Here is a 20,563-nt window from a genome sequence, read left to right on the forward strand (position 1 = left end):
ATAAGTACCGAATATGTTGGTTCAACACTTATTATTTGTATTTTTTAGTTAATTATCTAATTTCAATACTGCTAAAAACGCTTCTTGAGGTACTTCAACATTACCTACTTGCTTCATACGTTTCTTGCCGTCTTTCTGTTTTTGTAATAGCTTTTTCTTACGACTAATATCACCACCATAACATTTAGCGGTTACATTCTTACGTAACTGCTTTACGGTAGTTCTCGCAATAACGTTATTGCCAATAGCGGCTTGAATAGCAATATCAAACATTTGACGATGAATCAGCTCTTTTAGTTTATCAACGAGCATACGACCACGTGAAACAGAATTATCTCTGTGTGTAATCATAGCTAAAGCGTCAACTCGGTCTCCGTTAATCATAACATCGACACGCACCATATCGGCTTCCTGGAAGCGAATAAAATTATAATCGAGTGAAGCATAGCCACGACTTGTTGACTTTAACTTATCAAAAAAGTCCATTACTACTTCAGCCATAGGTAACTCATAAGTAACGGCAACTTGATTTCCGTGATAAATAATATCTTTTTGTACGCCACGCTTTTCAATACATAGGGTAATAACACTACCTAGATATTCTTGTGGTACTAAAATATTAGCTTGTACAATTGGCTCTCTAATTTCGTCAATATTATTAATTGCAGGTAAGTCAGCCGGATTATCAATAGATAATACTTCACCATTCGTACAGGCAATCTCATAATTTACGGTTGGGGCTGTCGTAATTAAATCAAGATCATATTCACGTGCTAAACGCTCTTGAATAATTTCCATATGCAACATGCCAAGGAAGCCAATACGGAAACCAAAACCCAAAGCCGAAGAGTTTTCTGGCTCGAAGAATAAAGAAGCATCATTAAGACTTAATTTATTCAAAGCATCACGGAAGTTTTCATAGTCATCAGAACTAATAGGAAAAATACCTGCGTAAACCTGTGGCTGTGCTTTTTTAAATCCAGGAAGTGCATTCGCTGTTTCTTTTTTACTGATGGTAATGGTATCACCTACAGGTGCTCCATGAATTTCTTTAATGCCTGCAATCACAAAACCAACTTCACCAGCACGTAATATACCAGTATCAATTTGTTTAGGCGTAAATATTCCTACTTTATCAACTTGGTGAACTTGTCCTGTAGACATCACCAACATTTTATCGCCTTTCCTAATTTCACCATTAATAACTCTTACCAAGGAAACAACACCTTGATAGTTATCAAACCATGAATCAACAATTAGCGCTTGTAACGGAGCATCATACTCACCTTGCGGTGGTGGAATATTTTTAACAATCGTTTCTAAAACATCTTCGATGCCAAGACCTGTTTTAGCAGAACAAGTCACGGCATCAGTCGCATCAATACCAATGATATGTTCAATTTCTTCGCTAACACGTTCAGGATCGGCTTGTGGTAAATCTATTTTATTCAAAATAGGAATTACTTCTAAGTCCATTTCAATGGCGGTATAACAATTAGCTACGGTTTGTGCTTCAACCCCCTGTCCGGCATCAACGACAAGTAATGCACCTTCACACGAGGCTAACGAGCGTGATACTTCATAAGAGAAATCAACATGTCCCGGAGTATCGATAAAGTTAAGCTGATAAGTTTCACCATCTTTCGCAATATAATCTAAAGTAACACTTTGTGCTTTAATGGTGATGCCTCGCTCACGTTCAATGTCCATTGAATCAAGAACTTGGGCTTCCATCTCACGTGCTTGCAACCCCCCACAATGTTGAATTAGACGATCTGAAAGTGTTGATTTACCGTGATCGATGTGAGCAATAATTGAGAAGTTACGTATATTTTTCATAAATGGCTATTCAGATAAAAAGTTATTAATTCAAGAATGGCGTGATCTTAACGAATTTAGCGCGCTGGGGCTATCTTTTGTTCAGAATTTTCACAACAGATGTTAACTTTCGCTAATATTGTTGACTTCAAGAGGCTTAGGTAAAACACGTAAAATTTTCGGCTGCAAATTTTTTTGCTTAATTGGGTCGCTTTGCAGTTTTTTTGCTAAACGATAACCTAAGTAACCACCGACACTACCAATAACGATTGCGATTAATTCATGCGGTATTATCGCTTTCTGTACTAGCCATTGACCTAATGCTGAAAACGAAAAGAGCCCTAATATAGGTAATAAATAGACTTGCCAAGCACTACTCAATACATCTTCTTCAGGCACAGTTAATAAAACACTATCACCAACCCCTATTATTTGCTTATTCAGTGATTTAGGTTTACCTAAGGTAAATGATAGCTTTTTATGAGGTATCGCTTTGGCAACTTGCCCGTTGGCACAGTTATTAACTTGTGAGCAACTATTGCAAGTAGACTTTATTTGACTAACGACTGTAATATTACCATGACTAATCTCGGTAACGGTTGCTAATTCTTCCATTATGGTGAAGTAACCTTAGTATTAAAACTGACTGAATTAGCTATTTCCTTCGCGGTCTCTAAAGGAATTTTCCCAACAACACTTACTTCAATATTATTAACTACCTGGCTCAATACCAAGGTGGCACCGTCATTACCAAATTCTAATGGTCTGTTTTTTTCATTACTTGGATTAACATAAACCGAAATATCTACTAAACCATCATTAAAAAGCATAAATTCAACGGCTTGTTTATTGGTGCTAATACGATGTCTATCTGATTTAATTGGCTTAAATCCAGTAGGTAGCCAGTTAACTTGCCAAGCAAGTTCTGTTGTTTTTTGTTGAGTAGCAACATCAATTACTTTTGGTAATTCAGTCGTTTGTAGTTGACTCAAGTTTTCTGAAACAGTATCTGTTATGTCTAAATGAGTAAACTGAATTTGCTCAAGTAAGTTACCTTTGCGAGTGATAATTGCTAACTTTAATAGCAAGCCACTTTGTTGATCTAACCAAAGCCAGTACCCAAAACGATGCGAATCTTTTGGTACAATACGAACTAACTGTGCTGCCCTACCTAGCACCCTATTTTTGCCCACTAAAACCAAATGATAGTTTTCTTCTAAAATACTTATATCTTGGCTAAAAACAGCAGGAATTGGACCACTAATTTGTGAAGAGTCAATAGAGTATGGCGCATATTCTGGTTCATTATAACTAACGATATTATTAATACGTAGAATATCGCGACGTGGGCCATTTAATAAAGCTAAAATTTCAAGCTCAACATATTTATTATTGTCGCCTTGTTCAGCCGTTTTATTTTCGGCAAGACCATGCAACCAATGATAAGGCTCTGCTTGGTTATTTTTAACGACAACAAACGAAGTGTTAAAATTTAGTTGACGTAACGATTGAGAAAGTCGCTCTAGGAGTAACTTTGCTTGTTCTTCATCGGCAGACACAGCTGAAAAACTAACAAATAAACTGGTGATAAAAATGCAGATAAAGGAGAATGATGTTAGTAATTTCATATTTTCTCGTGGTTTAGACAGTAAAAAGTGAATAACTCATTATACTTAAGTTACTCACGTTTCATATAGGGGGAGATCAAAGGTTTGCTTTCTATTGAGATTTTTCTAATTCTTTGTCCATCTCAGTAAGACTTTCCTTCTTATCTGTTTTTCTAACTTCACTCAACTTAATTTGTTGCTCATGATCTGATAATAAAGCTTGAAAACGTCTTTGTTGCTCAATTCTTTGCTCAAGTTCAGCCTGCTGTTGTGACTTGGTATTTTGCTGATAATTAAAGCTTACTGGGTTAGCAAATCCACCTAACGGTTTAGTTTGTACTATTTGACTTGGCATAATAACTTCATTGGTATCCGCGGTATTTTGCTGTACTCCAATAATCATTAATCCTGCTGCCGAGGCTGCAATAGCGAATTGTCCTGCAGGTTTTATCAGCTGGATAACTTTAGCTTTAAATCCGGTAGCTGCATTATTATTGGAAGTATTAGGCGCTAATACTGTTGGTTCATCTGCAATTGCTGATGCTATTTGTGCCGATAAATCTAACTGTAATGCTGCTGGTACTTCATTGCGCATTACATCACCGATTAAATGGTAGTTCTCCCAGGTGTTTGCTAAGTTTTCATCCTTGAGCATTTCGTCAATAGTCTGTTCAGACTCTTGCTCAGGAACACGATAGTTATCAACTATAGATGATATTGTCTCAAACTTACTTTCACTCATACTTTAACCTTTTAATTCACACCTAAATTGGTGTTAAAATTGATAAACTCTCGTTTAACTAGCCATTATTACGCAAGTTAACTTTTTAGTAATGGTGTGATTTTTTTATCTATCACATCACGTGCTCTAAAAATTCGCGAACGCACTGTACCAACAGGGCACTCCATAATGGTTGCTATTTCTTCGTAACTTAATCCTTCAATCTCTCGAAAATTTATTGCCATTCTCAAGTCATCAGGTAGTTGCGCTATTGTATCGAAAATCACCTTTTTAATTTCTTCAGTAAGTAATACTTTTTCAGGTGAAGCATTTTCTCTTAGCGCTTCCCCTCCATCATAAAACTCAGCATCTTCTATTTCAACATCATTACTTGGTGGTTTTCGACCTAAAGCGACACTATGATTTTTTGCACAGTTCACTGCAATTCGATATAGCCAAGTATAGAATGCACTTTCCCCTCTAAAATTAGGTAAGGCTCGATACGCTTTAATAAAAGCTTCTTGTACGATATCTGGCACATCACTGTGATTACTTACATAGCGCGACACTAAGTTAGACACTTTATGCTGATATTTCGTTACTAACAGGTTGAAGGCGTTTTTATCCCCTTGCTGAACCCGCTCAACCAATGCTTGGTCGACGTTCTGTTCGCTCATTTGAGCCATTTCTCCTAAATATACTCTACAAAAAATTCAGAGTAAAAAATCATTTTACACATTTGGCTCATAACAAACGCATAAATTAAGACTACGGGTTCTAGAAAAAGTTCTATTTAATTTCATTTATTTCTATTTTAGTCTCAATTCATACTTGCTAGCTCTATTATCAAACGCTAATTAACGTTAATATCGTACTATAATAACTGATTTTACTTAACATTCGTATATATGAATCAACAAAACAATTGTGACGTTTTAATTATTGGCAGCGGCGCTGCTGGTTTAACACTTGCCTTACATTTAGCAAAAAATGCAGATGTCGTTATTTTGAGCAAAGGTCCATTAAATGAAGGATCGACTTATTATGCTCAAGGTGGTGTGGCAGCCGTTTTTGATGAAAATGATAGTATTGAAGATCATATTTCAGACACTCTCGTTGCCGGTGCTGGCATATGTGATGAAAGTGCGGTGCGATATACAGCGGAAAGTGCAAAAGCATGCCTTGATTGGCTCATTGAGCAAGGTGTTAATTTTGATAAAGAAGATGACACTCAAGGCGAAGCTAAATACCATCTAACAAGAGAAGGTGGTCATAGTCACCGCCGTATCCTTCATGCCGCAGATGCTACGGGTAAAGTTATTCAAACAACTTTATCAGAGCGAGTTAAACAGCATTCGCGTATTCGTATTTTTGAACGTTACAATGCAATTGATCTTATTTGTGATCATAAGGCCGACTCTAAACAAGCCGATGATAAAAAACAGTGTATTGGCGCTTATATCTGGAATAGAAATACAGAAAAAGTTGAAAGTATTTATGCTCAAAAAACTATTTTAGCAACAGGCGGCGCAAGTAAAGTTTATCAATATACCTCTAATCCTGATATTGCAAGCGGTGATGGAATTGCAATGGCATGGCGAGCGGGCTGTCGTGTAGCAAACATGGAATTTAATCAATTCCATCCTACTTGTTTATTTCATCCTGATGCTGGAACCTTTTTGTTAACAGAAGCGTTACGTGGCGAAGGAGCTAAACTAAGACGACCTGATGGTAGTCGCTTTATGCCGGCTTTTGATGAGCGAGCAGAATTAGCACCTAGGGATATTGTCGCCCGAGCGATAGATTTTGAAATGAAACGTTTAGGTGTTGACTGCATGTACCTAGATATAAGTCATAAACCTGCTGAATTTATTAAACAACATTTCCCTACTATTTATCAACGTACCAAAGATTTAGGTATTGATATCACTAAACAGCCAATCCCTATTGTACCCGCAGCACATTATACCTGTGGTGGCGTCATGATAGATCAGCATGGTAGAACTGACGTTCCTCAACTTTATGCTATTGGAGAGATGTCTTATACTGGCTTGCATGGCGCGAATCGTCTAGCGAGTAATTCATTACTAGAGTGCCTAGTTTATGCACGAGCCGCCGCTTTAGAAATTAGCGGTTCGTTAACCCATAGCAACTCTTTTATTGACTTACCACCTTGGGATGAAAGTCGAGTAACAGACTCTGATGAAGAAGTTGTTATTCAACATAATTGGCATGAACTACGCCTATTTATGTGGGATTATGTTGGTATTGTTAGAACCACTAAAAGACTTGAACGAGCCTTGCATCGCGTAGAATTATTACAACAAGAAATTCAAGACTATTATCGAAACTTTAAAGTTAGTAATAATTTACTCGAATTGAGAAATTTAGTACAAGTAGCTGAGTTGATTATTCACTGTGCGCTGAAAAGAAAAGAAAGCCGAGGTCTACACTATACCTTAGATTATCCGGACACCTTACCTGATGCAAAACCAACGATACTGACAACTAAATTAAACTCAATTAAAAGTGTAGTGCCTAAGGTTGACGATTTAATTGAGTAATAACAGTGACTAATCGAGAAAAATCTTGTTCACTTAGACTATCACGGTAAATAAAAAGAGCTTTATTTTTACTTACCTTATCATCAAGCATTAAACTCACTGTAGTGATGGGCTGTAAAATTAACCAACAGCCCAAAAAACTAAAGCGGCTACTTTTTGATAGTTGATAGTCATTCCCTTTAAGAGAACAAATCCCCTCTTTACTTAACTCAAAGTTTACACCCGTAACACATTGAACTGATTTACTTGATAGCCAAAAGCCAAATAAAAATAACGTAAGTACAATAACAACTAATGCAAGATGATAAGCATAAGTAAACAATAATACGGGTAACAGAAGTATCGCAACAAATCCTCCCACGTATAACATAGGCTGATAACGTGAACTTCTAACGCATATATTATACTTTAACGCGGTTGAGAATAAGTTGCACCATGGTGTTAAGTTCTTGGTCTTCACAAGCCTTATGCCCCATAAACCAAGCGAATAGATCTGGATCTTGCTCGGTCAGTAAACGTTCAAAAACGTATTGTTGTTTCGATGTTAAATTATCATAAGCTTCATCAACAAACGGTATAAATAGTACATCTAGCTCTAGCATACCACGACGACAAGCCCATCTTAGTCTTGCTTTATTGACTATAGGTTGAGGATTTTTTTCTAGAGAGCTTATTGATGTTGGCATAGTAATTTACCTAAAGTGATGTTCTAAGGATTAACCGTTTTGCTTTAACGTGTTGTTTAGTAGAATACATTGTAACAATAACAGCTGTTTTACCGCCAATAAATTGTGTGTTTTTTGCAACTAAACTTGATTTATTGCTCTTTCACCCTTATTTATCTTTTATTAACCACAGCATAGGCTTTTCTTATGTCAATAAACCTTGAAGCAAACTCCCCTACTCTAGAGCAATTACCCGACACTTATTTAGTTTCACTAAATCATTATAGTGCTATTGCATTAACGGGTGAAGAAAAGAGCAAGTATTTGCAGGGACAAGTCACTTGTGACGTAACCATAAGTACAGAACATAGCTTACTTGTTGGTGCACATTGCGATGCTAAAGGCAAAACATTCAGTGTTTTTCGCTTATTAAATAGAAACGACGCACACTTATTAATTCAGCCTGAATCGAGTATTGAGTCATCAATGGCAGAACTAAAAAAGTTTGGTGTTTTTGCCAAGGTTGATATTTTAAAAGCTGATGACTTAGCGATTTTTGCATTAATAGGTGATGACGCTGAAACTATATTAAAAAATAATTTTTCACGTATCCCTGATAGTTTAAACCCCGTAGTACAGTCAGACTCTACAACACTGGTTTATATTTCAGGCAGAATAACTCGTTACTTATTAATTGATTCAACCTCCAGATTAGAAAATATTATACAAGGCATCAATTTACCTGTTTACTCTAATAATATCTGGAATTTACTCGAAATCAGTGAAGGTTTTGTTCAGTTATCTCATCAAAGCAGCGGTGAATACGTTCCTCAAATGCTTAACCTACAAGCTATTCACGGTATCAGTTTTACTAAAGGCTGCTATTTAGGCCAAGAAACTGTCGCTCGTATGCAATATTTAGGTAAGAATAAAAAAGCCCTGTTTTCATTAACTACTCTTCTGAATCAGCCAGTACAAAATGATGATATAATTGAAAAACAATTAGGCGAAAACTGGCGTAAAGCTGGTGATGTATTATCTACATATCAAGCTGATGATGGTACATGCTATATCCAAGCTGTATTAGGGCATGATGTTGATAGCTCAACTCAATTAAGAATAAAATCACAACCTGACGCTAAGGTAGCAGTTGAAACATTACCTTATTCGTTAACGGTTGAGGAATAGAAAAATCATACTTAAAACGTTAACTTAATCTCTTAACGTCTAAACTTAACTTTAAACTCAGTTTTAACATTGGACAATATATGAAAATTACCAACAATTCAGTAGTCGTAATGCACTACGCAGTATCAGACAGCGAAGGTTCATTAATCGACAGCTCTTATGATGATAAACCTATGACTATTATTCAAGGCTCAGGTTATCTGATTGAAGGCCTTGAAGAGGCATTAATCGGTCATCAAGTTGGTGATCAATTTAAAGTTGATGTAAGCGCAGATAAAGCTTACGGTGAACGTCATGACGACTATGTACAAACAGTACCAAAAGAATTACTGCAAGGCGTTGAAGATTTAACACTGGGTACTCAACTGCGTGCTAGTACTGATGATGGTGAGCAAACAGTTATTGTAATCGATGTTACAGACGATGAAGTAACTGTTGATGGTAACCATCCATTAGCTGGTATTGATTTGAGCTTTGAAGTCGATATTTTAGAAGTACGAGAAGCAACTGAAGAAGAGCTTGCGCACGGCCATATTCATGGCGAAGGTGAAAGCTGTGGGCATGATCACGATTAAATAACAATTTAACTCATAGGTAAAGTTCGAGTTACAAGCCTTCAACATTTAACTAAGGTGGCATAACTCAAACTTTATCTAGTAGATTCCAAAGACCTTTTAACGAGCCACTTCAAGTTCAAAGCCAGCCAGATTATTGGCTTTTTATGTTCCTTGTTAATTAAATGGCACTCGCAACTACTCCTCTATAATAACTTCGAAGCCACCGTATATTAAACGCTTGCCATCAAAAGGCATTGGATTTTGCTCTGGATCCATCCTAGGATCTTCCATAATGGCTTCCCAACCAGCATCACGTACTTCCTTCGTCGGCCATAATACAGATGAAAATACTACCGTTTCATTGTTGCCGCAATGAACAGCCATAGGGAAGGATGTTATATCGCCATCAGGAACATTATCCCCCCAAGTTTCAGTGACTTTCAGTGCACCGTGATCTTTAAAAACAACCGCAGATAACTTAGCATGTTCAATATATTTTTCTTTATTTTCTGTTGGGACTGCAGCTACAAAACCATCTACATAAGACATATATAACCTCTGTTTAATATTTTTATGGTTTAAATTCACATAGACATGATGACTTCCCCAAAAGGCTAGTCTCCATATCTGAGATTAACTTAAAAAATCAAAACTATAATTAGTTTAGTAAAGAACTGAAGCGTAGGCCAGTATAAATAACCACGCCCTAATTTTTATTGAATTAGATACACTGAAATATTGACTAAACTGCCTATTTTAAAAGATTTCTGTAGTGCTAATGCCAATCTCACTAGCTATGTGAGCATTTCTACTTGCTAAAACCACCAACCACATCGTTATTTAATAATTAGAACAACTAGTTATTAAATAAATTCCTTATATTTGGCAATTTTTTCTACATATAAAATTGCTCACTTAATTAATGAAGCTGATATAAAACAGAGCCGTTTGGGTAAATAATTGATGTAAAATGACACTAGTTCGATAAGGTGATAAAGGTGGGCAACGCCTAGATGATATTACTGTAGTAAGGTTTGACTCAAACACAGAAACTAGCAATGCTATATCGAGTTTGAGCCACTACAACGAATGACAGAAACTCGATAAGCTAAAATTAAAATCTATATGGAAATTAATCTTTAAAGTTAGTAAACTGAAAAGATTGCTCTAAATCAGCTTCTCGCACAAAACGCATTACCGCTTGTAAGTCATCACGTTTCTTTCCTGTAACGCGAACTTGCTCACCTTGAATGGCCGCTTGTACTTTAAATTTTTCTCCTTTAATAAGCTTAACAACTTTTTTGGCTACGTCTTGTTCAATTCCTTCTTTAAAGGTTACTTGCTGGCTCCAATTTTTACCTGTTGCAGAAGCAGCTCCTATTGTCATCGCTTTAGCGTCAACATTACGCTTAGTTAATTGACTACGTAACATGTCACAAAGTTGTTTTAGTTGAAAATCACTTTCAGACTTTACTGTTACTACAGGTTTTTTCCATTCAAAACTTGCATCTACACCACGAAAATCAAAGCGAGTTGATATTTCTCGATTGGCATTATCTACCGCATTACGTACTTCTTCTAAATCAGTCTCAGAAACAATATCCATTGATGGCATAATTATTCTCTTTCAATTAAATTATTATTGTCCCTATTATACCTAGCAAAAAAAGCCAAACAAGCAGACCTCACGAGAATTTTTCATCCACAAACGCTGAGGACATGGTAATATTAAGGTCTTATTTTTTTAAAATGTATACCTTGTGAAAGTACGACATCACCTAACTTTTTTTATCTTCGTTTTCTGCTGTGGGATAGCCCTATTTTTTTCTCATGAATTATTACTACCTGATGCCCTAACAAGAATAATATTTCGCTCTCCGCAAATAGATACTATTGGTCATTTTATTAGCTTTTTCGTTTTAAGCTGGTTAGCGATTTCAGTAATAAAGCTATCATTATTAACTACTTTTTTTACGCTATCTTGCTATGCTGGGCTCAGTGAGCTAGGGCAATATTATTTAGGGTTTCGTAATGGTGAGTTTAGTGATTTTTTTGCTGATATAGCAGGGATCATTTTATACATACTGTTTAAAATTGCTTATTTTCGATATAAATCATTTATGATTCAGAGAATAAAAAACAACAAGCTTCAAAGGTAACATTTAGTTGAAAAATATTATTATTGTTGGGCAAGGCGCGATAGGCTTACTTTGGTATCATCATATTTTACAGCTGATAAATAACCACGGTGATTATAATGAAGCACGGCTGCATTTGTTACCCTCGAAGAGAACCGATTCAACTTCTCCTTCAGCTAAGCCGCGGTCTAATAAGACATCAACAAATCAAATAACCATGTCCTATGATCAATATTCTTTTACTGATCATAATGGTTTAGTACATCAGGGTAAAATTAATTACGCGCAAACTGAGGATATTGAGCAAGCTGATCTCATTATTTTTTGCGTAAAAGCTTTTCAAATATCGTTAGCACTGGATAATATTGCAAATAAATTAAAAAGTAATATTACTATTGTACTTGCTCATAATGGTATGGGAACCTTGTCAGAACTATCGCAAAATATAATCAAGCACCAGAATATTTACGCATTACTCACAACACATGGTTGTTTGCGCTCAGCGCCTTTTACTGTGACACATACCGGAGTTGGTTCAACAGATATTGGTTTACTTTCAGGTGTGCCGAACTTAGCACAGCAAGAATCACTGACAAAATTATTAAATACCGCCCTACCTCAAGTAACATTTCATCAAGAAATCAATAAAAAACAATGGTTAAAGCTAGCAATCAATTGTGTTATTAATCCATTAACTGCAATAAACGATATCAGTAACGGTGAAATAAATAATGCTGAATATTCATCAACAATTTTAATATTACTAGAAGAAGTAGTGGCTGTAGCTGATGCTGAAAAGGTGAATTTAGATTTAGCAGATCTTAAAATAATAGTGAAAAATGTAGCACAAGCAACCGCTAAAAATAGCTCTTCTATGCGTTGTGATATTACCGAAAAACGTACGAGTGAAATAGATTACATTAATGGCTATATACATCGCTTAGGTATAAAACACAAACTTGCCACACCAGAAAATACTAAAATGTGGCAAGCGGTTAGCGCGCTAAGTTAAGGTGCTGACCTAATACGCTAATTTAAGAACTAAACTTGCTTTTACGGACGATATACCTTTACGTTACTGAAACCGTTATCAATCAGGTAAAGAGCTTGTAGCTTACTCATTACCCCGTGATCACAGTAAAGTAGGTAATCTTTACTCATATCTAAATCACCAAACTGAGTGGCAAGTTTATAAAAAGGGATATGTTTAACTTCAACATTATCTAAGCTTAATGGCTTATCTTCTTCTTCTTCTGGACTACGAATATCAACCACAACAGCATTGTCTGGAATATTCTCTACTAGGTCAACTGCGTGAATTTCTTCTTCGGTCTCTTTACCAATATCACGAATATCAAAAACACGGGTCTCGCTAATAACTTTATCCAGAATATCAAAATCAAAATGACCTTCTTCTTCTTCAACTTTAGATAATACCGCTTTTACTGTCGGTTTCTTTGAAATAACACCGCAATACTCAGGTATAGTTTTCGCAAAATCTTCTGTACCAATATCACGAGCTATATCAATAATATCTTGTTTATCATAAGCAGCTAATGGACGTAAAATAAGTGTGTCTGTTACTCGATTAATAACGTTTAAGTTAGTGAGTGTTTGACTAGACACTTGCCCTAAACTTTCGCCCGTCACTAGCGCTTGAATTTTACCTTTTGCAGCTATTTTACTCGCGGCACGCATCATCATACGTTTAAGTATTACGCCCATTTGACTGTTTTCAACTTTTTCTAATATTTCAGCCACAACAGGTTCAAAGTCAACAGCAAAAAATTTAATCTTGTGAGACGCACCAAACTTATTCCATAAATAATAGCTAACTTGCTTCACCCCTACTTCATGAGCAGAGCCACCTAAATTAAAGAAACAATAATGAGTTCTAGCCCCTTTTTTAATCATTTGATAACTAGCAACCCCTGAATCAAAACCACCAGACATTAAAGACAAAACGTCTTCTTGGGTTGCGATAGGAAAACCACCTAGCGCTTTATGACGTTGGGTAACAATAAATAAATCTTTGTTTTTTATTTCTAAACGAATAGTGACATCAGGTTTAGTCAGTTTAACTTTTGAACTTTCTACTGACTGATTTAAACCACCACCAACATATTGCTCTACTTTCAGTGAATTAAAGTCATGTGTACCCGTACGCTTTACACGAACACAGAAAGTTTTATTTTCAATCGTCTTAGCATGAATGGCTAAAGTTTTTTCATAAATATCATGAACATCAATAAATTCTGACTGCTGAACTTCTAAAAACATCGGTACACCTGGAATACACTTAAGTGCTTCCACTAAACGTTCACGGTTTTCAGAACTATTATCTTTAGTATTTACTTCGATGTTATCCCAGTTCATCCGCGTGGTAACTTTTTCATCAATGCGGCGTAAAACATTTTTAATATTCGATTCTAAGATCTTGGTAAAACGCTTACGAACAGGGCGAGATTTAATGGTGATTTCAGCTTGCAGCTTTACGATAAATTTCATCGATGTTGGCCTAATAAATATAACAATAAGAATAATGGCGCGCATTATATACCCAAACCACCTCAAAATGCGAGTTAAGGCAATATTGAGTGCCAACAAAAAAGCTGTCCTCATTACGATGACAGCTTTTCAACATAACTAAGGTTATACCTTAATTTTTATTGTAGTACTTGAATAGGTTCGCTCTCTTTTGGCTTACCTTGATTAATGGCAATTTCAACACGGCGATTTCGTCGACGATTCAATGGGTTAGTATTTGGTACTAATGGACGTGTGTCTGCGTGCCCTGCAACAACTAAACGTGTTTGATTAAACCCTGGTACTTTAATTATTTCATGTGCAATAGCAACCGCTCTTTTACTAGATAAATCCCAGTTTGAGTCAAATAACTCTGAATCTATTCCACGGTTATCAGTATTCCCTGAAATCATAATTTCACCTGGAATTGTATTCAACAACTCACCTATTTGTCTAATAATAGGTTTGAATTTAGGCTGTAAAAAAGCAGAGCCTGATGGAAATGAGCCGTTCTCTCGAATACGGATAATAACTTGTTGTCCTAGTGACTCTAATTCAATAGCACCATCTTCAATTTGCTCTTCAAGTTTATCAGCTATTTTTTTGACCAATTCATTAACTTGATCTTGTGCTGCCTGCTCTATTTGCTCTTGTGCTTTTTGTAACGCTTGTTCAGATAAGGCATCATCAGTACTCTGTGATTTTCCGCCTCGTTCGCTACCACGTTGCTCTTGACGTCCACCAGCCGAGTTTTCTTCTCCCGCTTCAAACTCCAACATTTGCTGAGTTATTTCCATGGTTTGCTGCTGAATAACTTCTATTGGTGTTGGCTCCGGTTTACCAGGTCTAAACTCCTGAGCAATAATACTTGTCCCTTTCGGAATATCTTTTGCTTCAATTTTATTTTGTACCCCAAAAGCAAATTTCATTGATCCGGCAATTTGTTTAAACTTTAGTACATCCATTTCAGAAAAAGATAACAATAGAACAAAGAAACACATTAACAACGACATAAGATCGGCGAATGTTCCCATCCATGCAGGTAGCCCAGGTGGCGGACATTTACACTTTTGCTCAGTCATAAGTCCTCCCTATTAATAAATCGATTGTTATTCATCATCAGTAGTATTCGTTTGACGCTTACCTTCAGCCAGATAGTTTTTCAATAAACCTTCAATGACTCGCGGGTTTTGCCCATCTTGGATTCCAAGCACGGCATCAAGAATTAACTCTTGATTCATTTTTTCTTCCTCCATGCGCAGTTTTAATTTAGTCGCTAACGGAATAGCAATAACATTTGCTAAGAAGGCACCATAAAGTGTCGTTAACAAAGCAACCGCCATAGCTGGGCCAATAGATTTAGGATCATCCATATTAGCCAACATAGCAACGAGTCCAATAAGTGTACCAATCATCCCCATAGCAGGTGCAACATCAGCTAAAGCCGTTAACATACCAGCACCTTTTTCATGGCGCTCTGTCGTTAGGTTAATATCTTTTTGTAAGGTCGCCCGCACTACATCGGCATCATGACCATCAACAAGCATGTCAACGCCTTTTTGCATAAAATTATTGGTTATCTCTGCTTCTTCTAAGGCGAGGAATCCACCTTTACGTGCAGCATCAGCCATATCAACGGCTTTTTCTATTAATTCTTCGGGCTTTTCTAATTTAAATATAAACGCTTTAGCTATAATTTTTCCTATACCAAAAAACTGAGCTATACTGTAATTAGATAACACGATAAATAGTGAACCACCAAAAACAATTAGTACTGATTGGGTATCAGCGAACATCGTAATATCGCCAGACAAAACCATCGCCATAACGAGAAAAGCAATGGCACCAAGGATACCGATTAAGGTTGCTAAATCCACAGAAAAACTCCTAAAGCTATAAAAACTAATTTGATCTAATAAAATAATAGTACATTATGATAAAGCTATTCGCCATTACTTATCCCTTTATATATTAAGTTATCGCCCTAATAGTCAATAACTTAATCGTTAAATAATCACAATATACGCTGAAATATATGAGCACTACATTGACCATTGTGCTTAGCTAAGGTAAGTTTGCGCCTAGAGTTGAAAGCATCTAAGGCATAAAGAGAATATAAAATATGGCCAAAAAAAAATTAGAAAACCTAAGTTTTGAAGAATCTCTTAGCGAATTGGACACGATAGTACAAAATTTAGAGCAAGGGAATTTAGACTTAGAAGAATCAATGGCACTTTTTGAGCGTGGTTTAACATTAAGTAAACTAAGCCAAAATAAGCTACAAACAGCAGAGCAAAAAGTAAAAATTTTACTCGAGCAAAACGGAGAACAACAACTCCAAGATTTTGCGTTAACTGACAATGAGCAATTATCCGGTGATCTTTCGTGAGTAGTTTAGCCAATCATGATGTTTTTCAACAACGTATCGACCAATTTTTAGAGCAGAAACTTGCGAGTTTAACTGTTAACGATAAGAAACTTCATCAAGCAATGCGATATGGGCTATTGATAGGTGGCAAGCGCATACGTCCTTATTTAGCTTATATTACAGGACAAGCATTAGACCTAGATTTAAAAGACGTTGATGGAATAGCTGGCGCAATAGAATGTATACATGCTTATTCTTTAGTACATGATGACTTACCCGCGATGGATGATGATGACTTAAGGCGTGGTCAACCAACCTGTCACAAGGCTTTTGATGAAGCAACAGGAATTCTTGCTGGTGATAGCTTACAAACTCTTGCTTTTGATATTATTGCCAACCACGATTTTTCAGAAGCAGTTAAACCTAAGCAAGTTAAGCTAATTCAGCAACTAATAACGGCCGCTGGTTATCAAGGTATGTGCGGAGGCCAAGCACTTGATTTAGCCGCAACTGATAAAATGATAACCTTAGAACAACTGGAAACTTTACATTCATTGAAAACGGGTGCCTTACTGGAAGCTTCTGTTGCAATGGTAGCCGAATGTAGCCCCAAAATATCACAATCAGAAAAAGAATCACTAAAAGCGTATGCAAAATTTATTGGTCTCGCATATCAAGTCAGAGATGATATTATTGATATAATATCAACCCAAGAACAGCTTGGGAAACCTTGCGGTTCGGACATTGCGTTAAATAAAAGCACTTACCCAGCCCTACTTGGCTTAGAAGGTGCTCAAGAAAAAGCTGAAAACTTATTTCAACAAGCACTTCAAGCTTTAGCCAGTTTGCCTTACAATACACAATCCTTAGCTGATTTTGCCACCTTTATCATTAAACGTAGCCATTAAGTAGCTAAAAATAAAAACAACTATAGAACAACTATGACCACAAACCTTGCTGACTATCCATTACTTACCCAAATCAACTCACCAAAAGATTTGCGAAATTATTCTCAAGATAAATTACCGCGAATAAGTAATGAGCTGCGTAAATTCCTATTAAATTCAGTAAGTAAAAGCAGTGGCCACTTCGCTTCAGGGTTAGGTACTATTGAACTGACTGTTGCATTGCATTATGTCTACAATACGCCTTTTGATCACCTTATTTGGGATGTTGGACACCAAGCATACCCACATAAAATTCTTACTGGTCGTCGCGATCAACTGCATACTATTAGACAAAAAGACGGATTACACCCTTTTCCTTGGCGTGAAGAAAGTGAATACGATACTTTAAGTGTTGGTCATTCAAGCACTTCAATTTCTGCTGCCTTAGGTTTATCAGTTGCCGCAGAAAAAGAAGGATTAAATAGAAAAACTGTTGCCGTTATTGGTGATGGTGCAATGACTGCAGGAATGGCCTTTGAGGCATTAAATCACGCTGGTGATATTAAAAAAGACATGTTGATCATTTTAAATGATAACGAAATGTCTATTTCAGAAAATGTTGGTGCATTAAATAATCACTTCGCCAAAATGCTATCAGGTAGTTTGTATACAGGTATTAGAGAAGGTGGTAAGCGTTTATTAAATAACATTCCTCCAATTAAAGAATTGGCTAGCAGAGCAGAAGAACACCTGAAAGGTATGGTTGTTCCTAGCACTTTCTTTGAAGAACTTGGCTTTAATTATATTGGTCCAATTGATGGTCATGATGTTAATGGTTTAGTCGATACAATTAAAAATATGCGTAGCCTTAAAGGGCCACAACTGCTACATATTGCGACTAAAAAAGGTAAAGGTTTTCAAGCTGCAGAGCAAGATCCAATAAAATATCATGCTGTTCCAAAATTTAATCCTAGTGATGCACATTTACCTAAATCTAAACCTTCATTGCCAACTTACTCTCAAATATTTGGTGATTGGCTCTGTAAAACAGCGGCTGTAGATAAAAAGTTAGTCGCAATTACCCCCGCGATGCGTGAAGGGTCGGGTATGGTTGAATTTAGTCAACGCTTTCCTGATCAATATTACGATGTCGCCATTGCTGAACAGCATGCTGTCACGTTCGCAGCTGGATTAGCAATTGGTGATCAGCACCCTGTTGTTGCAATTTATTCAAGCTTTTTACAACGTGGTTACGATCAACTTATTCACGATGTTGCCATTCAAAACTTACCAGTAATGTTTGCTGTTGATCGCGCGGGTATTGTGGGTGCAGATGGTGCTACACATCAAGGTTCATTTGATTTAAGCTTTTTACGTTGTATTCCAAACCTTGTAATTATGGCACCAGCTAATGAACGTGAATGCCAATTAATGTTAAATACAGGGCATAAATCAAACACTCCCACCGTTGTTCGTTATCCACGCGGCAGTGGTACTGGTGAAGAATTACCACATATTGATGAAGTGATAGAGATAGGTAAAGCCAAACAAATAATATCGCCAAACGAAAGCAATAATAATATCGCGATTTTAAGCTTTGGTACCATGCTAATTGAAGCAAATAAAGCCGCTATAACACTTGGCGCAACCCTTATAGATATGCGCTTCATTAAGCCACTTGATAATAACATGATTAATCAATTAGCTAAAACCCATAGTACCCTAGTAACTATTGAAGATAATGCAATAGCGGGTGGTGCAGGCTCAGCAGTAAATGAATATATTTTATCGCAAGGTATCGCAATAAAAGTATTAAATATAGGTATTCCTGATCAATTTATTAAGCATGGTACGCAAGAAGAAGTTCATCAAGAGTTAGGCTTAGATAGTTTAGGGATCATTCAAAAAATAAAAAGTTTTATGAACTAGCCGCTATAAATTAACAATACTGATATTTTTATATGACTTGATTAAGTTAGCGTTCAGTAAAAAATCTATTAAATAAACCTATTAAACAAAAAAGGATAGCAATGGTACTATCCTTAATAAGTCTATAGTCTCAAATCACTAGAGATTTGTAACATCTATTCTATTGTTCAAGTTTTCTTCAAGCGCTGATTTACGCTCACGCGCTTGACGTTTTTCACATGGATTTTCACAATTACAATCTTTTTCAATACCGACGCTTGCTAAACCACCACAACTACCCGCTAACGTTTTATTTTGAAAAATATAACCCACTGCCATAGCTACGCCGACAACTAGGAAAAAACCAAAGGTAATAATAAAAATCATCATAATGTTATGCTCTCAATTAAATAATTAATGATCAGGGCTCAGGACAAAAGCCATTGGAAAATAAGTTTAATGCGTATCTATGTTATTAATTAAGACCGACACACGGTAAGTATTATTTCAAGTATTGCTTAAATTTTACCGTAAATTCTTCATGAAAGCCATTTTCAGCTTTAGAAATGAACAATGCTGCGATATCATTTTCAGTCGCAAACTTCATTCCTTCTTCAGCGCCCATCACCATCATGGTAGTAGATAAACCGTCCGCGGTCATGGATAATGGAGCAATAACGGTGACTGACACAAGGTTGTGATTAATCGGCTTCCCAGTATCAGGATCAATAATATGAGAAAAGCGTTGTCCATCTTCTTCGAAGTAAATACGATAGTCGCCTGCTGTAGCAACAGCATTATCTTTAGGGATAATTACTTGCTGAGCCGCTCTATGATCACCTAAAGGATCAAAAATAGGTCTTTCTATCGCAATTGCCCACAGCTCACCAGTATGCTTAAAACCTTTTACACGAAGTTCTCCGCCTATTTCGACTAAATAGTTATGGATACCATTAGCTTCAATTAACTCTGCGACTACATCGACCCCATAGCCCTTAGCCGTAGTAGACAAATCAACATACAAGTTAGGAATATCTTTTGATAATTTATTGCCATTCAAATGAAGGTTCTTTAACCCAACACGTAACCGTGTATTGGCTAGTAACTCGTCACTTGGTACTTTTTCTGGTCTATGCTCAGGTCCAAACCCCCATAAGTTAACCAAAGGACCAACGGTAATATCTAATTTACCACCACTTAACTCACCTAAACGAATAGATTCCGCTAAGACTCGTTTAAAACCAGGTGATACTTCAACAGGTTCCAGTGACTGAAGAGCATTAAAGCGAGATAATTCCGAATTAGGAATATAAGTCGACATTTCCTGATTCACTTGCTCGAGCAATGTATCAATTTGTTTATGTAAGCCTAAACTTTCTACCTCAGCGGCTGTCGCTACAACTTTAATATTGTATGTAGTTCCCATCGTATAACCTTGCAATAAAATTTCTTTTTTAGCAGAGTTATTACTAGGAAAACAAGCTGTTAGGATAAGGGCTAATAAGACAATTAGTATTAGTTTGAATTTATTCATAGGTATTCCAAATTTATTATTTATATCAAGATACTAATTTGGGTAATTTAATATCTTGATATAAATAATAAAGACGACCTAA

22 protein-coding genes are annotated in these 20,563 nt (G+C 36.4%); 8 read left to right on the forward strand and 14 right to left on the reverse strand.

What is annotated here, in order from left to right:
- Nucleotides 1–48: 48 nt before the first annotated feature.
- The 5 genes from lepA to rpoE form a co-directional block, all read right to left on the reverse strand.
- Complete coding sequence (gene lepA, locus KO509_RS00655) at nucleotides 49–1,839, reverse strand: translation elongation factor 4 (RefSeq protein WP_215971352.1); 1,791 nt, start codon at nucleotides 1,837–1,839, stop codon at nucleotides 49–51.
- Between the two features lie 102 nt (nucleotides 1,840–1,941).
- Complete coding sequence (locus KO509_RS00660) at nucleotides 1,942–2,433, reverse strand: SoxR reducing system RseC family protein (protein ID WP_252727311.1); 492 nt, start codon at nucleotides 2,431–2,433, stop codon at nucleotides 1,942–1,944.
- The gene (locus tag KO509_RS00665) at nucleotides 2,433–3,446 is read right to left on the reverse strand and encodes a MucB/RseB C-terminal domain-containing protein (protein ID WP_215971353.1); all 1,014 of its coding nucleotides are present in this window, start codon (nucleotides 3,444–3,446) and stop codon (nucleotides 2,433–2,435) included. The genes KO509_RS00660 and KO509_RS00665 overlap by 1 nt, the downstream gene beginning before the upstream one ends.
- A 91-nt stretch (nucleotides 3,447–3,537) precedes the next feature.
- Nucleotides 3,538–4,167, reverse strand: a complete 630-nt coding sequence (locus KO509_RS00670) for an RseA family anti-sigma factor (RefSeq protein WP_215971354.1) — start codon at nucleotides 4,165–4,167, stop codon at nucleotides 3,538–3,540.
- Between the two features lie 77 nt (nucleotides 4,168–4,244).
- Nucleotides 4,245–4,823: an RNA polymerase sigma factor RpoE gene (rpoE, locus tag KO509_RS00675; protein WP_215971355.1), complete on the reverse strand. Its 579-nt coding sequence runs from the start codon at nucleotides 4,821–4,823 to the stop codon at nucleotides 4,245–4,247.
- Nucleotides 4,824–5,054: 231 nt separating this feature from the next.
- On the opposite strand from rpoE, the gene nadB reads away from it, so the two are divergent.
- Nucleotides 5,055–6,710 (forward strand): L-aspartate oxidase, encoded by a 1,656-nt coding sequence (nadB, locus tag KO509_RS00680; protein ID WP_215971356.1) that lies wholly within the window; start codon nucleotides 5,055–5,057, stop codon nucleotides 6,708–6,710.
- Here the strand turns inward: nadB and KO509_RS00685 are convergent.
- Together KO509_RS00685 and KO509_RS00690 are read right to left on the reverse strand one after the other, a co-directional pair.
- Entirely contained in the window at nucleotides 6,685–7,080 is a 396-nt protein-coding gene (locus KO509_RS00685) for a protein YgfX (protein ID WP_215971357.1), read from the reverse strand. The genes nadB and KO509_RS00685 overlap by 26 nt on opposite strands.
- 31 nt (nucleotides 7,081–7,111) lie before the next feature.
- On the reverse strand, nucleotides 7,112–7,384 hold the full coding sequence (locus KO509_RS00690; RefSeq protein WP_215971383.1) for a succinate dehydrogenase assembly factor 2: 273 nt from the start codon (nucleotides 7,382–7,384) through the stop codon (nucleotides 7,112–7,114).
- 198 nt (nucleotides 7,385–7,582) lie between these two features.
- On the opposite strand from KO509_RS00690, the gene ygfZ reads away from it, so the two are divergent.
- Nucleotides 7,583–8,563, forward strand: a complete 981-nt coding sequence (gene ygfZ / locus KO509_RS00695; RefSeq protein ID WP_215971358.1) for a tRNA-modifying protein YgfZ — start codon at nucleotides 7,583–7,585, stop codon at nucleotides 8,561–8,563.
- 80 nt (nucleotides 8,564–8,643) lie between these two features.
- Nucleotides 8,644–9,138 (forward strand): peptidylprolyl isomerase, encoded by a 495-nt coding sequence (locus KO509_RS00700; protein WP_215971359.1) that lies wholly within the window; start codon nucleotides 8,644–8,646, stop codon nucleotides 9,136–9,138.
- Nucleotides 9,139–9,315: 177 nt separating this feature from the next.
- Here KO509_RS00700 and KO509_RS00705 read toward each other — a convergent pair whose 3' ends face one another.
- Together KO509_RS00705 and KO509_RS00710 are read right to left on the reverse strand one after the other, a co-directional pair.
- Nucleotides 9,316–9,669, reverse strand: a complete 354-nt coding sequence (locus tag KO509_RS00705; RefSeq protein ID WP_215971360.1) for a DUF1428 domain-containing protein — start codon at nucleotides 9,667–9,669, stop codon at nucleotides 9,316–9,318.
- Nucleotides 9,670–10,252: 583 nt separating this feature from the next.
- Complete coding sequence (locus tag KO509_RS00710) at nucleotides 10,253–10,735, reverse strand: YajQ family cyclic di-GMP-binding protein (RefSeq protein WP_215971361.1); 483 nt, start codon at nucleotides 10,733–10,735, stop codon at nucleotides 10,253–10,255.
- 145 nt (nucleotides 10,736–10,880) lie between these two features.
- Here KO509_RS00710 and KO509_RS18245 point away from each other — a divergent pair, with 145 nt between their 5' ends.
- Both KO509_RS18245 and KO509_RS00720 read left to right on the forward strand, forming a co-directional pair.
- Nucleotides 10,881–11,279 (forward strand): VanZ family protein, encoded by a 399-nt coding sequence (locus KO509_RS18245; protein ID WP_215971362.1) that lies wholly within the window; start codon nucleotides 10,881–10,883, stop codon nucleotides 11,277–11,279.
- Nucleotides 11,280–11,286: 7 nt separating this feature from the next.
- Nucleotides 11,287–12,270, forward strand: a complete 984-nt coding sequence (locus tag KO509_RS00720; protein WP_215971363.1) for a 2-dehydropantoate 2-reductase — start codon at nucleotides 11,287–11,289, stop codon at nucleotides 12,268–12,270.
- A 41-nt stretch (nucleotides 12,271–12,311) separates the two neighbouring features.
- Here KO509_RS00720 and thiI read toward each other — a convergent pair whose 3' ends face one another.
- From thiI to pomA, 3 genes are all read right to left on the reverse strand, one after another.
- On the reverse strand, nucleotides 12,312–13,766 hold the full coding sequence (gene thiI / locus KO509_RS00725) for a tRNA uracil 4-sulfurtransferase ThiI (protein ID WP_215971364.1): 1,455 nt from the start codon (nucleotides 13,764–13,766) through the stop codon (nucleotides 12,312–12,314).
- Between the two features lie 158 nt (nucleotides 13,767–13,924).
- Nucleotides 13,925–14,866 (reverse strand): flagellar motor protein MotB, encoded by a 942-nt coding sequence (locus KO509_RS00730; protein WP_215971365.1) that lies wholly within the window; start codon nucleotides 14,864–14,866, stop codon nucleotides 13,925–13,927.
- A 27-nt stretch (nucleotides 14,867–14,893) separates the two neighbouring features.
- On the reverse strand, nucleotides 14,894–15,661 hold the full coding sequence (gene pomA / locus KO509_RS00735) for a flagellar motor protein PomA (protein ID WP_215971366.1): 768 nt from the start codon (nucleotides 15,659–15,661) through the stop codon (nucleotides 14,894–14,896).
- 245 nt (nucleotides 15,662–15,906) lie between these two features.
- Between pomA and xseB the strand changes: the two genes are divergently transcribed.
- Genes xseB through dxs form a run of 3 tightly spaced genes read left to right on the forward strand, consistent with a single transcriptional unit; the run spans nucleotide 15,907 to nucleotide 18,968 of the window.
- Nucleotides 15,907–16,173: an exodeoxyribonuclease VII small subunit gene (gene xseB, locus KO509_RS00740; protein WP_215971367.1), complete on the forward strand. Its 267-nt coding sequence runs from the start codon at nucleotides 15,907–15,909 to the stop codon at nucleotides 16,171–16,173.
- Nucleotides 16,170–17,060 carry a (2E,6E)-farnesyl diphosphate synthase gene (gene ispA / locus KO509_RS00745; protein ID WP_215971368.1) on the forward strand — a complete coding sequence of 297 codons (891 nt, stop codon included), beginning with the start codon at nucleotides 16,170–16,172 and terminating at the stop codon, nucleotides 17,058–17,060. Before xseB ends, ispA begins: the two co-directional genes overlap by 4 nt.
- 33 nt (nucleotides 17,061–17,093) lie before the next feature.
- Entirely contained in the window at nucleotides 17,094–18,968 is a 1,875-nt protein-coding gene (dxs, locus tag KO509_RS00750) for a 1-deoxy-D-xylulose-5-phosphate synthase (RefSeq protein ID WP_215971369.1), read from the forward strand.
- 138 nt (nucleotides 18,969–19,106) lie between these two features.
- Here the strand turns inward: dxs and nqrM are convergent, their stop codons facing one another.
- Both nqrM and KO509_RS00760 read right to left on the reverse strand, forming a co-directional pair.
- Nucleotides 19,107–19,337, reverse strand: a complete 231-nt coding sequence (gene nqrM, locus KO509_RS00755) for a (Na+)-NQR maturation NqrM (protein WP_215971370.1) — start codon at nucleotides 19,335–19,337, stop codon at nucleotides 19,107–19,109.
- Nucleotides 19,338–19,449: 112 nt separating this feature from the next.
- On the reverse strand, nucleotides 19,450–20,481 hold the full coding sequence (locus tag KO509_RS00760) for an FAD:protein FMN transferase (protein ID WP_215971371.1): 1,032 nt from the start codon (nucleotides 20,479–20,481) through the stop codon (nucleotides 19,450–19,452).
- Nucleotides 20,482–20,563 lie beyond the last annotated feature (82 nt).

Source organism: Colwellia sp. C2M11, assembly GCF_018860915.1.
In the GTDB taxonomy this organism is placed as follows: domain Bacteria; phylum Pseudomonadota; class Gammaproteobacteria; order Enterobacterales; family Alteromonadaceae; genus Colwellia.

Coding starts and splice junctions, on each gene's coding strand:
- KO509_RS00700 (WP_215971359.1), top strand. CDS start 8,644: ATGAAAATTACCAACAATTCAGTAGTCGTAATGCACTACGCAGTATCA.
- thiI (WP_215971364.1), bottom strand. CDS start 13,766: ATGAAATTTATCGTAAAGCTGCAAGCTGAAATCACCATTAAATCTCGC.
- ygfZ (WP_215971358.1), top strand. CDS start 7,583: ATGTCAATAAACCTTGAAGCAAACTCCCCTACTCTAGAGCAATTACCC.
- KO509_RS00760 (WP_215971371.1), bottom strand. CDS start 20,481: ATGAATAAATTCAAACTAATACTAATTGTCTTATTAGCCCTTATCCTA.
- KO509_RS00730 (WP_215971365.1), bottom strand. CDS start 14,866: ATGACTGAGCAAAAGTGTAAATGTCCGCCACCTGGGCTACCTGCATGG.
- KO509_RS00660 (WP_252727311.1), bottom strand. CDS start 2,433: ATGGAAGAATTAGCAACCGTTACCGAGATTAGTCATGGTAATATTACA.
- KO509_RS00710 (WP_215971361.1), bottom strand. CDS start 10,735: ATGCCATCAATGGATATTGTTTCTGAGACTGATTTAGAAGAAGTACGT.
- nadB (WP_215971356.1), top strand. CDS start 5,055: ATGAATCAACAAAACAATTGTGACGTTTTAATTATTGGCAGCGGCGCT.
- KO509_RS00670 (WP_215971354.1), bottom strand. CDS start 4,167: ATGAGTGAAAGTAAGTTTGAGACAATATCATCTATAGTTGATAACTAT.
- dxs (WP_215971369.1), top strand. CDS start 17,094: ATGACCACAAACCTTGCTGACTATCCATTACTTACCCAAATCAACTCA.
- rpoE (WP_215971355.1), bottom strand. CDS start 4,823: ATGAGCGAACAGAACGTCGACCAAGCATTGGTTGAGCGGGTTCAGCAA.
- xseB (WP_215971367.1), top strand. CDS start 15,907: ATGGCCAAAAAAAAATTAGAAAACCTAAGTTTTGAAGAATCTCTTAGC.
- KO509_RS00665 (WP_215971353.1), bottom strand. CDS start 3,446: ATGAAATTACTAACATCATTCTCCTTTATCTGCATTTTTATCACCAGT.
- nqrM (WP_215971370.1), bottom strand. CDS start 19,337: ATGATGATTTTTATTATTACCTTTGGTTTTTTCCTAGTTGTCGGCGTA.
- KO509_RS00705 (WP_215971360.1), bottom strand. CDS start 9,669: ATGTCTTATGTAGATGGTTTTGTAGCTGCAGTCCCAACAGAAAATAAA.
- KO509_RS00685 (WP_215971357.1), bottom strand. CDS start 7,080: ATGTTATACGTGGGAGGATTTGTTGCGATACTTCTGTTACCCGTATTA.
- lepA (WP_215971352.1), bottom strand. CDS start 1,839: ATGAAAAATATACGTAACTTCTCAATTATTGCTCACATCGATCACGGT.